Origin of the sequence: Stenotrophomonas sp. TWI169 (genome assembly GCF_039674705.1) — a bacterium.
Taxonomy (GTDB): Bacteria; Pseudomonadota; Gammaproteobacteria; order Xanthomonadales; family Xanthomonadaceae; genus Stenotrophomonas; species Stenotrophomonas maltophilia_P.
In genome coordinates this window covers 159,084-172,181 of sequence record NZ_JBDJOB010000003.1, presented here as the reverse complement: position 1 = coordinate 172,181, position 13,098 = coordinate 159,084, and the positions used below count along the sequence as shown (strand labels likewise).

Annotated in this window: 10 protein-coding genes; 6 read left to right on the top strand and 4 right to left on the bottom strand. The window is 66.5% G+C overall.

Annotated features, from left to right (window positions below; translation table 11 throughout):
- Positions 1-132: 132 nt before the first annotated feature.
- The 5 genes from ABE543_RS03835 to aceK all read left to right on the top strand — a co-directional run bounded on the left by ABE543_RS03835 (position 133) and on the right by aceK (position 4,284).
- Positions 133-1,098 carry a hypothetical protein gene (locus ABE543_RS03835; RefSeq protein ID WP_053515628.1) on the top strand — a complete coding sequence of 322 codons (966 nt, stop codon included), beginning with the start codon at positions 133-135 and terminating at the stop codon, positions 1,096-1,098.
- Entirely contained in the window at positions 1,091-1,639 is a 549-nt protein-coding gene (locus ABE543_RS03830) for a GTPase (RefSeq protein WP_346475330.1), read from the top strand. The genes ABE543_RS03835 and ABE543_RS03830 overlap by 8 nt, the downstream gene beginning before the upstream one ends.
- Positions 1,632-2,048, top strand: coding sequence for a roadblock/LC7 domain-containing protein (locus tag ABE543_RS03825; protein WP_346475329.1), 417 nt, complete (start codon positions 1,632-1,634; stop codon positions 2,046-2,048). The genes ABE543_RS03830 and ABE543_RS03825 overlap by 8 nt, the downstream gene beginning before the upstream one ends.
- Positions 2,049-2,101: 53 nt before the next feature.
- Complete coding sequence (locus ABE543_RS03820) at positions 2,102-2,461, top strand: hypothetical protein (protein ID WP_074900004.1); 360 nt, start codon at positions 2,102-2,104, stop codon at positions 2,459-2,461.
- A gap of 92 nt (positions 2,462-2,553) precedes the next feature.
- Entirely contained in the window at positions 2,554-4,284 is a 1,731-nt protein-coding gene (gene aceK, locus ABE543_RS03815) for a bifunctional isocitrate dehydrogenase kinase/phosphatase (protein WP_053515635.1), read from the top strand.
- 17 nt (positions 4,285-4,301) lie between these two features.
- On the opposite strand, the gene ABE543_RS03810 is transcribed toward aceK, so the two are convergent.
- From ABE543_RS03810 to ABE543_RS03800, 3 genes are all read right to left on the bottom strand, one after another.
- On the bottom strand, positions 4,302-5,876 hold the full coding sequence (locus ABE543_RS03810; RefSeq protein WP_053515759.1) for a sensor domain-containing diguanylate cyclase: 1,575 nt from the start codon (positions 5,874-5,876) through the stop codon (positions 4,302-4,304).
- 114 nt (positions 5,877-5,990) lie between these two features.
- Positions 5,991-7,007, bottom strand: a complete 1,017-nt coding sequence (locus tag ABE543_RS03805) for a cupin-like domain-containing protein (protein ID WP_346475328.1) — start codon at positions 7,005-7,007, stop codon at positions 5,991-5,993.
- Positions 7,008-7,129: 122 nt separating this feature from the next.
- Positions 7,130-10,123 carry a TonB-dependent receptor gene (locus tag ABE543_RS03800; protein WP_277381140.1) on the bottom strand — a complete coding sequence of 998 codons (2,994 nt, stop codon included), beginning with the start codon at positions 10,121-10,123 and terminating at the stop codon, positions 7,130-7,132.
- 409 nt (positions 10,124-10,532) lie between these two features.
- Between ABE543_RS03800 and ABE543_RS03795 the strand changes: the two genes are divergently transcribed.
- Positions 10,533-11,810: a sugar MFS transporter gene (locus tag ABE543_RS03795; RefSeq protein ID WP_346475327.1), complete on the top strand. Its 1,278-nt coding sequence runs from the start codon at positions 10,533-10,535 to the stop codon at positions 11,808-11,810.
- Between the two features lie 20 nt (positions 11,811-11,830).
- Here the strand turns inward: ABE543_RS03795 and ABE543_RS03790 are convergent, their stop codons facing one another.
- A complete protein-coding gene (locus tag ABE543_RS03790) occupies positions 11,831-12,838 on the bottom strand; it encodes a LacI family DNA-binding transcriptional regulator (protein ID WP_053515642.1) in 1,008 nt (335 codons plus the stop codon).
- Positions 12,839-13,098: the final 260 nt, after the last annotated feature.

Here is a 13,098-nt window from a genome sequence, read left to right as displayed (position 1 = left end):
CGTCGCAGAACCGATGCGTGCGTACGCGCGGGCACTGTCAATCTGAGCGGTCGATCACGACGGACGCCGAGGGCGATGACCTAGCCTTGGCGACGCGAGATCGCCGGGGAGGCGGTCGCACGGGGAACACGGATGGCACGCGTGCTGGTAGTGGGAACCGATATCCAGGGAGAGCAGGCCCTGCTCAGGCGCCTGCGCATCGCTTCGGCCCTGCCTGACGGCCAGATCCGCCGCAGCCAGGATCTGGACGACTGTGATCTGCTGGTCATCCGCGATACGCCCGCATTGCGCAACGCGGCCCTGCGCATGCGCCAGCAGCGGCCCCGCCTGCAGTGCTGGATCGAAGATCCCGGTGGCCAGCTGCGCGACGGCGATGGCCAGCAGCGTGTGCTCGATGACGGCGCCATCGGCCGCGCACTGCGTGGCATGCAGCGCCCACCGGAACCCGTAATTCCACACGTGCCCGCGCCGATCCGCCTGGCCGATGGTGCACACGCGATCACCCGCCTGCTGCGCGAGCGCTTGCCACTGCGGCAGGGATACGCGCTGCTGGGGGATGCCGCTGCGCCCCTGCTGCTGCTGGACCTGGAGCAGGACCAGGCCATCGCACTGCACGAGCCCGTCGTGGCATTGGTCGAACGCCTTGCGCGGGGGTTCGAACAGCTCTGGCTCGATGCGCTGACAGCAGCGCAGCTGCAGGCCCAGGCGGCAGATCGCACCCGGCAGCCATTGCGCCCGTTGCTGTGGCAGTGGGCGCAGCGCAGCCCGCATTGGCAGGCCCTGGACGAGCGCCTGCGCGTCGCCTCGGTGAAACTGCTGCGCTGGCCTGACTTCCGCGTACTGGGCCACGATCACGATGGCTTCCGCCTGTGCTCGCTGCTGCTCAAGCGCGCCTGTACGGTGGACGAGTGTGCCGTGCTGCTCGACCTTCCGCAGGCTGCAGTACGCGATTTCGTGCACGCCGCTTATCTGTGTGGCTATGCGCAGCTGCAACCGGCGCCTGCGGCGACGGTGACGGTCATGCGCGGCACGGGCAACGACAGCGGGCTGTTGGCCCGGCTGTGGCGCCACCTGCGCGGGAGCGAACGCAATGCGTGAGCACAAGGTGGTCGTGCTGGGTGGCATGGGCAGCGGCAAGTCGACGCTGGTGCGCAGCATCGCCGCCGGCACGGTGGTGGACACCGACGTCGCCAACAGCGATCGGCTTGGCGCCGACAAGGCATCGACCACGGTGGCGCTCGACTACGCCGACATCGATCTGCCCAATGGCGAGCGTCTCCGCCTGTACGGTACGCCGGGTCAGCAACGTTTTGATTTCCTGTGGCCGATCCTGCTGCAGGGCGCGCGCGGCGCGGTGCTGCTGCTGGATGGCCGGCGTGCCGGCGTGGCTGCCGAACTGGACGGCTACCTGCAGGTGCTGCGGCCGTTCGGACCGACGCTGGCACTGGTGGTGGCGGTGACCCATCTGGACCAGGCACCGGCGGCCACGATGGAACACTGGGCAGCACATGCGCAGATCGACGGCCAACCGCTGCCGCTGCTGCCGCTGGATGCGCGCGACCGCGAACAGGGGCTGTTGCTGATGGATGTGCTGATGAGCGAGATCGAAGCGTACGCGCTGGTGACCGCGCATGGCTGACGGACAGGCCGCACTGCTGCCCGATGCACGCCAGCGCGAACGCCTGCAGCCGTTGCTGCAGGACCTGCAGCACCGGGTGGAAGGGGTGCGCACCGTGGTGCTGGCCAGTGTCGATGGCTTCGCGCTGGTCAGCGCCGGCGCCGAAGGGCGTGGTGAACGCCTGGCCGCGATGACCAGCGCAATGCTGGGGTTGGCGGCAGCGGTAGGGCGCGAGCTGGTCCTGGGAGACCTGCAGACGCTGATGCTGGAAGCCGCGGGCGGCAAGGTGCTGATGCTGGCCATTCACGGTGAAGGGCGTGTGCCGCTGCTGCTGATGGCAGCCTGCGACCAGCGCAGCGTGATCGGCCAGGTGCTGTGGCAGAGCAGGGAATGTGGCCAGGCGATCCTGGCCGAACTCGGCGGACCGTGAGCCCGGCCGCAGGGGAACGAGGGGCTCGAACCTACACCGACAAGGGGTGCAACGTGTCTGGATTGAATGAATCGTTGAATGCACTGATGGGTATCGATGGCGCGCAGGCCGTGGCGCTGGTCGACTATGAAAGCGGCATGCTGCTGGGCGAAGCCGGTGCGGGGATGGACATGGAAGTGGCGGCAGCCGGCAACACCGAAGTGATCCGCGCGAAGATGAAAACCGCAGCGTCGCTCAACCTCAACGACAGCATCGAGGACATCCTGATCTCGCTGGGCAGGGCGTACCACATCATGCGCCCGGTGGCCAGGAAGAAGGGCCTGTTCTTCTACATCGTGCTGGACCGTAGCAAATCCAATCTGGCATTGGCCCGGCGCAAGGTGCAGGAAGTGGAGGCCGAGCTGGCCATCTGAGCCGATGCCTGTTGGAGCCGGGCATGGCCCGGCTCTACCCATTCCACCCCACGCCGGCGTATGGTTGAGCCATCTTCCCCGGTGAGTCCTGCATGTCCACGCCTGACATCGCTGCCGAACTGGCGCCGCGCATCGCAGGCGCCATCCGCGATGGATTCGAGCAGTACCATGCCCGCTTCGCGGCGATCACCGCCCGCGCGCGGCAGCGCTTCGAGCAGCGCGACTGGAACGGTGCCCGCCAGGACGCCGTCGAGCGCATCGCCCTGTACGACCTGTGCATCGCCGAGCAGATGGATGCACTGCGCCGGCTTGCCGGCGAGGCGATCGGCGAGCGCTCGCTGTGGTTGCAGGTGCACGGCGCCTACAGCGCCCTGCTGCAGGGGCTGATCGACGCCGAGCTGTACAAGACGTTCTACAACACGCTGTCGCGGCGGTTGTTCGCCACTCGCGGCGTCGACCCGGCGGTGGAGTTCATCGCCTTCGATGTCGAGCCGTCCGATGCGATCACCCATCCGGTCGCCCGCCACACCTATGCGGTCTCGCCGACGCGCCCGGTGGAGGCGCTGCAGCGGGTGCTGGCTGACTATCGCTTCGATGTTCCCTATGCGCACCAGCTGCGCTGTGCCGCCGCCATCGCCGTACGGCTGCAGGATGATCTTGCGCACTGGGGCGATACGCCGGTACGCAGCATCGAACTGCTGGATACCGTGTTCTACCGCGAGCGTCGCGCTTATCTGGTAGGGCGCGTCTTCGGCGAGCATCGCTTCTCGCCCTGCGTGATCGCGCTGGTCAACGACGAACAGGGCCTGCGTGCCGATGCAGTGCTGACCCGTCGCCGCGATGTCGCCCACCTGTTCGGCGTGTCGCGCAGCTATTTCCAGGCCGACCTGGCCACCGTCGGCGACGCCGTGGTGTTCCTGCGCAGCCTGCTGCCGGGCAAGCCGATCGACGAAATCTACACCGTGCTGGGCCGTGCCAAGCAGGGCAAGACCGAGCGCTACCGCACCTTCTTCCGCCATTTCAATGAACATCCACACGAGCGCCTGGTCCACGCCGAAGGCACCCCCGGCATGGTCATGGCCGTGTTCACCCTGCCCAGTTACCCGCTCGTGTTCAAACTCATCCGCGATCGTTTCGCCTGGCCGAAGGCGATGTCACGGCAGCAGGTGGAAGAGAAGTACGCGCTGGTGTTCAACCTGGACCGTGTCGGCCGCCTGCTGGACGCGCAACCCTATCGGCACCTGCGCTTCCCGCGCGACCGCTTTGCGCCGGCGCTGCTTGACGAACTGCTGGGCCAGTGCGCGCAGAGCATCCGCGTCGATGGCGACGAAGTGGAAGTGGCGCTGTGCTACGTGCAGCGCCGTTTCCGCCCGTTGAACCTGTACCTGCGCGAGCAGGGCGCAGAGCCGGTGCGCGCTGCGGTGCTCGACTACGCGCAGGCGATCACCGACATGGCGCGCAACAACATTTTCCCCGGTGACATGCTGCCGAAGAACTTCGGTGTTTCACGTCACGGCCGCGCGGTCTTCTACGATTACGACGAACTGTGCCTGGTCAGCGACTGTGTGTTCCGTGCCTGGCCGCAGCCGAGCTCGCCGGAAGAGGCGATGGCCGACGAGCCCTGGTTCCACGTTGGCCCGCGCGATGTGTTCCCCGAACGCTTCGGCCCCTTCATGGGATTGCCGGCCGGCGAACTGGCGGCCGTGCGTGAGCACTATCGGCACCTGTTCGATCCCGGCTGGTGGCAGGCCCTGCAGGCCCGCTTCGCCAGTGGCGACTATCCGGACACGCCGCCCTATGCCGCCAGCCACCGGCTGGCGTAGCCCCGCGCGCCTGCGCTTCAGTCTGCGTGGGGGTAGACGATTACCCGGTTGCGCCCCTGTTCCTTGGCCAGGTACAGGGCCTTGTCGGCCAGGCGCAGGGCCTGCTCGGCATCGGCATGGAAGCTGGGGAAATGGGCCACGCCCAGCGACACCGTGATCGTGCCGACCGGTGCGAAGGGGTGATCGGCGATGTGCTGGCGCAGGCGCTCGGCGGCCTGGCGCGCAGGCTCGGTACCGATACCCGGCAACAGCAGCAGGAACTCCTCGCCGCCAGCGCGGCACAACAGATCGCTCTCGCGCGAGTGGCGGCGCATCTGCTCGGCGATATGGACGATGACGGCATCACCGACGTCATGCCCATGGCCGTCGTTGATCGATTTGAAGCGATCGATGTCCAGCGCCAGGATCGCGAAGGGAATGCCCTGCGCCTGCAGCGCATCCAGCGCATGCTGCAGCCCGCGACGATTCAACAGACCGGTCATCGGATCGGTGCGGCTGGCGCGGTTGAGCGTGCCGATCCGGTCCTGCAGTGCGTTGAAACTGTGCAGCACCGCATGCTTGAGCTGGGCAACCTCGAAGTACCAGGCGCGGATGCCGTTGACATGGCTGATCGCGTTGCCGGTGTCCTCGCCGGCCTGCACGTTGCGCGCCAGCTGCCACAGCGGCAGCGAAATGCGCCGGGCGAACCACCAGGTGATCACCAGTGACAACACACCCAGCGGGATCGCGTTCCAGATCACCGCCGACATCAGCCGCGACAGTGGCTGCAGGGTGGCTTCGGTGGGCCGCTGGGCGACGATGCCCCAGCCGGTGACAGCGACCGGGGCATAGCCGGCCAGCATCGATACACCGCGGTTGTTGCGTACCTGCTGCGCTCCCCGCTCACCGTGGATCACCGCCGTCACCGCCGGATTGCCGACCACATAGTCGCCCACCCGCTCGCCTTCGACGTGGTACAGCAGGCGGCCATGGCGGTCGACCACATACAGATACGAGCCGTCGCGATAGTAATGCGTACCCAGCAGCGTATGCAGCGCGCTGCGCTGGCGCAGGTACAGGGTGCCGCTGATATAGCCGCGGTACCGGCCCTGGCCGTCGAAAATCGGATGCGACAGTGAGACCAGCAGCTTGCCGGTGGCCGACTGGTAGGGATCGCTGATCATCGGCTGACGGGAGGCCAGTGCCGCATTGTTGCCCGCGCTGTGCAGGATCTCGCCCTGCAGCTGCAGCGTCTGCGGGGAGGTGGCGATCACCAGGCCATCGGCATCCACGACCAGCGAGGAGTTGAAGCTGCTCGACTGCAGCTGCAGGCGGCTGGCTTCGCCCTGCGCCTGGCGCGGGTCCATGTCGGCCTCGCCCAGCCGGGTCGCGCTGTAGGCCAACTGCTGCTGGGCGGACAGCAGGAAGTTCTGGGTCGTCTCGGCCAGCTTGCTGGCATAGACGCGGTTGGCCTCCAGCGTGTTGCCGACCAGCTGGTCGCGTTGCACGCGGTAGCTGGCCAGCAGCGTATTGGCCAGGGCGATGATGGCGCTGAGCAGGGCGAGGGCCAGGATCAGCTTGCCCAGGTTGAGGCGGGGCGAAATCAGGCGCATGCGGAGCAGGATGGGGCGGGGGGACCGCAATGCGGGCAGGCGCAGGCGGAATGCAGGCAGCATTATCGCCAGAAACGGCGTCGGCGCGGGTGAAGCCCGGTGCGACCGGCGGCCTCAGCGCTGCAGGCGGCGCAGCAGGGTCTGGCGCACGTGCGCGGCCGCCGCTGCGTCGAGCGTTCCCAGCACACCCTGCGCCTGCGTCGGGATGTGTGCGGTCGCCGCCTCGCTGTCGGCGAACACATAGTGGTCGAACATCGCGCGCCACTGCGTGCGCTGCGCCGCGGGCAATCCGCGCAGGGCCAGGATCGACAGCATCAGGGCATTCATCGGCGAGTCCATCCAGGCCGGCACCGGCCGCCACCAGGTGTTGACCAGCACATTGAATGTTTCCAGACCTTCCATGTGGTGCCACCACAGTGAAGGGATGAAGACCGCATCGCCCGGTTCAAGTTCGGCCACCAGCGCCTGCTGCAGCGCCTGCGGGAAGCGCGGAAAGCGATCAAGGTCAGGTGCGTGGAAATCGACCAGGCTGATCGCCTGCCCTGCGGGAGTGAAATCGAGCGGGCCGATGTACAGGTTGTCGATCTGGTCCGGTGGGAACAGCGTCACCCGGCGGCGCCCGGCCGCCACGCATGCCAGGTTGTCCGGTACGTCCTGATGGGCGGCAATGCGCGAGCGGTTGCCGATCCAGATGCTGCTGAGAGGTTCGTCCACGCCCAGCTGCAGCGGATTGGCCCGGGTGAAGCCGGGCAGGAAGCTGTCCAGCGTCGTCGATGCCACGTAGATCGATGGCGGCGCCGGATCGGTGGCGTACTTCAGCAGCGTGGCCAGCACCACTTTCAACGGTACCTGCTCGCGGCGGAAGTTGAAGCCGCTCATGTCCGCGTTGTAGAACAGCCGGCCGCCGGCGTCGGGTGCTGCCGTGGTCGCGGTCACCGGCATCTGCCCGTGGTCGAACGCGGCCAGGTGCGCAACCGCCTCCGCAGGCGAGCGGCGCGCGGCCGCGACCAGGGGCCAGTGCGCGACCAGCCCGCGGATCACCTTCGGCGTGGTCCAGGTGTGCAGCCGGGCCGGCAGCTCATCCGGGTCCAGGTCCCGCACGTCATCGATGGGTCGGGGGTGGGGCAGCATGCGTGGACATCCTGGGCGTGATGGAGGGCCGGGCCCGTGCCCGGCGGCCTTGGGTCCGCGCATCATGCACCCGTGCGGCGTGGGCCGGGCATGAACCAGGCCCACGAGGCCTCCGGCGCCGGTCAGAACTTGTAGCGGACGCCGAACATGTAGCGCGGACCGGTCTGGGTGGCATAACGCAGCATGTTGGTGTGCCGCGAATAGGTGCGCATGGTCTCGTCGGTCAGGTTGATTGCTTCCAGGCTCAGCGTCAGCTGTTCGCTGACCGCGTAGCTGATGTTGAGATCGAGCTGACCGTACGCGGCAGTGTAGTTCGGGTTCGGGCCCTGGCCACCGATGCCGTTGAGGAACTTGTCGCGCCAGTTGTAGGCCGCGCGGATCTGCCAGGCGTTCTTGTCGTAGAACGCGACCACGTTGGCCGAATCGCTCAGGCCGATCATCGGGTACTGGTCGCCCAGGCTGAGGTTGTTGAACGTCAGCCCCGACTTCACCTTGGTGTAGTTCGCGGCCACGCCGAAGCCGGACTGGCCGAACAGGTGCTGCACCGCCACTTCCCAGCCGTCGAGGTGATCCGAGTGCTGGTTGGCCGGTACCGTGATGTCGAAACCGGCCACCGGGTCGTTGGGCTGGCCGACGATGGTGCCGGTCATCTGCCCGGCCGAATTGCGCCCGGTATAGGTCACGCCGGGATCCCCGGCATGGTTGGTGAAGATGTAGTCGCGGATGCAGGGCATGTCGGTGGTGCCGCAGCCCGATGCCAGTGCCTCGTTCCAGTACGCGCCACCGACCGGCGTATGCAGGGTGCCGGCGTTCTCGCGCACGATGGTATCGCTGATGAAGTTCTTGATGTTCTTGCGGAAGAAGCCCACGGAGGCATAGCTGGCCTCGCCGTAGTACCACTCCAGCGACAGATCGAAGTTGTCCGAGATCAGCGGCTCCAGACCCGGATTGCCGCGGGTGCCGGTGCCGCCCTGGGTGCGCACGATGTCGGCCAGCGACTGACCGCTCTGGATCTGCGTCCAGCTCGGCCGGCCCAGGGTGCGGCTGTAGCTGCCGCGCAGCGCCAGCGTCTCGGCCAGGTCCAGTTTCAGATCAACGTTCGGCAGCACGTAGTCGTACTTGCCCTTGCCACCGACGAAGCCGCGATCGGCGGCGTAGTCGATGTTGAACTCGTTGGCCGAACTCCAGCTGATGCCGGTCGGTACGCGCACCAGCGCATTCGACTCCACCTCGGTCTGCTCGTAGCGCGCGCCGACGGCCACGTGCAGTGGCATCGACCAATCCAACGTGGTGCGGTACTGCAGGTAGGCACTCTTCGACTTCTCGGTGGTGCGGATGTCCTCGGAGTATTCCGTCGGTGCGTAGTAGCAGCTCGGGCAGGCCGGATCGGAATCGGTGCCGACCTGGGCCGCGCGATCGATCAGGCGGTCGAAGTCGAACACCAGGAACTGGCCGGTCAGGCGCGGATCGTTGTGGCCGGAGAATGCCTTGAAGTACTTGCCCATGTTGTCGGCGTACCAGATGTCATCGGCGTAGTCGGCCGGAGAGCCCAGACCGCCCCAGCTGTTGCGCTGCATGATGGCCGAGGCAGAGCGGTTCTCCACCTGGGTGTGGCCCACGCCGAAGTCCAGCGCCGAGTAGTCGGCGAAGCGGAACGTGCCGCGGCCCTGATACTGCTGCACCTTGGACTTGTTGTAGCTGTTCTGGAACACCGAGCCGGTGACCAGTGCGTCGGAGGCCTGCACGCCGCCCGGCGGCAGTGCGATGTTGATGATCGGCAGGTCGCCGCTGTAGTCGACGGTGGTGGTGCCACGCACGAAGGCGGCCACGCCGAGCACGCCCGCCGAGCCATAGGGACTGTCCGGCCGCGATTCCGACTCGGCGTTGTGCACATCGAAGGACAGGTCCAGCGCGTCGTTCACTTCCCAGTCGACGTTGAAGCCCAGCGAGTGCATGTCGGTCTTGGTGGCCAGTTTGGCGCCGCCCATCGACACGTCCGAATTGGTCATGTCCTCGCTGTAGATGATCGGCGCGGACACCGGGCCGTTGGTCCAGATGCTGTCGCCCGGACCATAGTTGAACCAGACCGACAGCTCGCTGCGCTGCTGCTGCACCTTGTTCTCGACATAGGTGTAGTCCAGCGTGGTGGTGACATTGTCGGCCGGCTTCCACTGGAACGTCGCCTGCGCGTTGGTGCGCTGCCGCTGCACGCCGTTGACGTTGTAGGCGGTGTTCTGCGGACGTGCGTAGACGTCGTCGGGGCCGGGGCGGTTGGTGATGCGGTCGGAATACCCCTGGCCCGGCAGCGGCAGTGCCCGCCAGTCCGCGCTCTCGTTGCCCTTGAACGTGGCCCAGCCCTCGGCCACGGTGGCCTGGTTGAAGCCGGAATCACGTTCCTGGTGGCTGGCGCTGAACGTCACGCCGAAGCGATCGTCGGCGTAGCGCTGGCTGAAGATGCCCGAGAGCTCACCGGTGACGTTGGAGCCGCGCAGGGTCCGCGGCAGGTTGTCGTTGGACGAATCGTTGACCGCCTTCAGACCAAGGCTGATCACCGGCTCGGACTCCAGCGGCCGCAGCGTCTTGATGTTGATGGTGGCACCGATGCCACCGGCAGGATTGTCGGCGCGGCTGGTCTTATATACCTCCACCGCAGAGATCGACTCGGAAGCGAGGTTGGCGAAGTCGAACGAGCGCGAGCCGGACAGGCCGCCGCCGCCGTTGCCCAGATTCGACGCCGGCATCTGCCGCCCGTTCAGCAGCACCAGGTTGTAGTCCGGACCAATGCCGCGCACGGTCACCTTGGACCCTTCGCCGCTGGAGGTGCGGTCGATGGAAACGCCGCTGATGCGCTGCAACGATTCGGCCAGGTTGGTGTCCGGGAACTTTCCGATGTCCTCGGCGACGATGCCGTCAACCACGCCCTGGCTGTCGCGCTTGAGGTTCATCGATGAGGTCAGGCTGCCGCGGATACCGGTGACCTGCACCGCATCGAGCGTGGTCGGATCGACTTGTTCGTTGGTGGCGGGTGCGTCCTGTGCCCATGCCGGGGCGGCCAGCGCAGCCAGCAGCGCGGAAGTGAGCATCGTCTTGCGAGGTACTGCCTTGTACGTCTTCATGGAAGCTCCCTCCCCAGGGAATTCGGTAATGGCGATCCTGCTTCGTTCAATCACGGACTACTGCATGTGGCCCGGATTGGAGCGACGCTTGACAGCGTTGTCAACAAACTGCCATGAAGTGCGCCGCGTCGGCGGTCGCAAGGTGCGCTGTGAAATCGTTGCCAGAACCTCGTCGCTTCGGAAACAACGCCTTGTGCGACGGCATCTGCAGCGGTTTTGCAGGGATGACAGCGCTGCCAACACGAGGGCAGGAAAGTGTTGTGCGGTGCAGAACAAAACTGCGCGGATCAGCTTTCAGCCCGCAGGTGTCAGGTCATTCGTCGGATTGACAGCGCTGGACAATCACAATGGCTGCAAATGTCACGCATGACCGCAGGATGGCTTCGATCACTGACCGGAAGGACAAGCAATGGACACAGTAGCGACCGTTCGAGGACATCACGTGCAGGGCACCACCCGCGCACTGGCGGTGGTCACCGCCATCTTCTTCATGTGGGGCTTCCTGACCTGCCTCAACGACATCCTCATTCCGCACCTGAAAGCGGCGTTCGCGCTGAGCTGGGTGCAGGCGATGCTCATCCAGTTCACCTTCTTCGGCGCCTACTTCCTGATGTCGCTGCCTGCGGGCCGGCTGGTGGCTGCGGTGGGATACAAGCGCGGCATCGTCGCCGGGCTGGCCATTGCAGGCGTCGGCTCCCTGCTGTTCTGGCCGGCTGCGGCCGCCCATGTCTATGGGCTGTTCCTGGCGGCGTTGTTCGTGCTGGCCACCGGCATCACCGTGCTGCAGGTGGCGGCCAACCCCTACGTGGCATTGCTGGGCGAGGAGCGCACCAGCTCCAGCCGGTTGACCCTGGCGCAATCGATGAACTCGCTGGGCACCACGCTGGCACCGTTGTTCGGTGGCCTGCTGATCCTGTCGGCGCAGCCGCGCAGCGAGGAGCAGCTGGCGCTGTTGCCGCAGGCCGAAGCACTGGCCTACCGTGCAGCCGAAGCGCAATCGGTGCAGCTGCCGTACTTCGGCCTGGCCGTGGTCCTGTTCCTGCTGGCGGCAGCGATCTGGATGTTCCGTCTTCCCACCATTCCCGGCGTGGAGGAACGCACCGGCGCGCGAAGCCGGCCGTGGGACGTCCTGCGCCACCGCCATGTGCGACTGGGTGTGCTGGCCATCTTCTGCTACGTGGGCGCGGAAGTTTCCATCGGCAGCGTGCTGGTCAACTTCCTGTCCTCGCCGGGCATCGGCCAGGGCATGACCGAGCAGGAGGCCACCGGTTATGTCTCGCTCTATTGGGGCGGTGCGCTGGTCGGGCGCCTGCTTGGCGCGGCGCTGCTGGCGCGGTTGGATGCGCGCTGGCTGCTCGGTCTTTTCGCGCTCGCGGTGGTGCTGCTGCTCGGCATCACCGTCTCCACCACGGGTGGCCTGGCCAAGTGGGCGGTGGTGAGCATCGGACTGTTCAACTCCATCATTTTTCCGACCATCTTCGCGCTGGCGATCACCCGCCTTGGAGCTCTCACCGGACAGGCTTCAAGCCTGTTGGTGATGGCGATCGTCGGCGGTGCGGTCATTCCGCTGGCCATGGGCTGGCTTGCCGACAATCATGGCCTGCAGCTGTCGTTCCTGCTGCCGGCGCTGTGTTATCTCTACATTGCCTTCTATGCATGGAAGGGTTCGCGGCTGCCTGCCGCGTGAGCCGCAGGTTCGCCGCTGGCTCAACGTCGCCGTGGTGCGGCGGTCGACTCGCGTTCGAGTACCGCGTGCTCCACCGTGATCATGCGGCCAGCGGCTTCGGCACGGATGTGCTCGATCAGCTGTTCGGTGGCCAGCCGCCCCATGTGCGAGGTCGGTTGGCGCACGGTGGTGAGTGCAGGGTAGATGTGCCCTGCGATCGGCGTGTCGTCGAAACCGCATACCGAGAGGTCGCGCGGCACGCGAAGCCCGCGTTCGCCCGCGACGCGATACACGGCCGCGGCCATGTCGTCGTTGGCGGCGAAGATTGCCGTGGGAGGCTCATCCATGTCGAGCAGCAGGTTGGCTGCGTCCACGCCGGACTCGAACGAGAACTGGCCGTTGACCACCAGCGCCGGATCGTAGGCGATACCTGCCTGCCGCAGGGCCTGGCGGTAACCGGCGTAGCGCCACTGGCAGGCACCATGCGCGCGCGGCCCCTTGATGTGGGCAATGCGGCGGTGGCCCTGCGCGACCAGGTGACCGATCAGCTCGACCACCGCAGTGGTTTCATCCATGCGCACGCCGATGCGTCCCTCCGGGTGTCGCGGGGCGATGCAGGCGAAGGGAATGTCATGCTCTTCCAGGTACGACAGCACTACTTCGTCGTCGGTCAGCGGCGGGATCAGCACCACGCCATCCGGACGCGAGTTCTCGAACAGCGCGGTCATGTCGGGCAGAGTACGCCGGCCAGTGCCCACCGGGCCGAGGATCAGGTTGTAGTGCTGTGCGTGGCAGGCCTCGAGCATGCCGTTCTGGATTTCCATCAGGTAGTTGCGCGAAGGATTGTTGTAGACCAGTGCCAGCGCGTACGAGCGCTGTCCGGCCAGGCTGCGCGCGGAGAGATTGGGCTTGTAGCCCAGGCGCGCCACGGCCGCCAGCACCCGTTCGCGGGTCTGCTCGCGCACGTTGGGCTCGCGGTTGAGCACGCGGGACACCGTCTTGATCGATACCCCGGCAACGGCGGCGACATCCTCGATTCGACTGCGCATGATGCGGTGGATCCTCCTGGAAGGCGGCGGCTACGCGCCGATGGTAGTGCGTACCTGCGATGTCGGTGTTGCCGGAGCAGGCGGATGGTGCCACGACGCGAGGGGGACTGGCACGTCCTGAATTCTTGTCGCGTCGCAACACCCACCGCCGCGGGCCGTGTGCTGCGTCGGCCGCAAAGCCCGCCGTTACGCGATTGCCGCCACAGGATGTGCGATCGCTCATTGACACGATGCAGGCAGGCTTATATGACAGCGCTGTC

Excerpts from the sequence above, each read along its gene's own strand:
- ABE543_RS03805 (WP_346475328.1), bottom strand. The coding sequence starts at position 7,007 with ATGCTGCCCCACCCCCGACCCATCGATGACGTGCGGGACCTGGACCCG.
- ABE543_RS03825 (WP_346475329.1), top strand. The coding sequence starts at position 1,632 with ATGGCTGACGGACAGGCCGCACTGCTGCCCGATGCACGCCAGCGCGAA.
- ABE543_RS03830 (WP_346475330.1), top strand. The coding sequence starts at position 1,091 with ATGCGTGAGCACAAGGTGGTCGTGCTGGGTGGCATGGGCAGCGGCAAG.
- ABE543_RS03810 (WP_053515759.1), bottom strand. The coding sequence starts at position 5,876 with ATGCGCCTGATTTCGCCCCGCCTCAACCTGGGCAAGCTGATCCTGGCC.
- ABE543_RS03790 (WP_053515642.1), bottom strand. The coding sequence starts at position 12,838 with ATGCGCAGTCGAATCGAGGATGTCGCCGCCGTTGCCGGGGTATCGATC.
- ABE543_RS03835 (WP_053515628.1), top strand. The coding sequence starts at position 133 with ATGGCACGCGTGCTGGTAGTGGGAACCGATATCCAGGGAGAGCAGGCC.
- aceK (WP_053515635.1), top strand. The coding sequence starts at position 2,554 with ATGTCCACGCCTGACATCGCTGCCGAACTGGCGCCGCGCATCGCAGGC.
- ABE543_RS03795 (WP_346475327.1), top strand. The coding sequence starts at position 10,533 with ATGGACACAGTAGCGACCGTTCGAGGACATCACGTGCAGGGCACCACC.
- ABE543_RS03800 (WP_277381140.1), bottom strand. The coding sequence starts at position 10,123 with ATGAAGACGTACAAGGCAGTACCTCGCAAGACGATGCTCACTTCCGCG.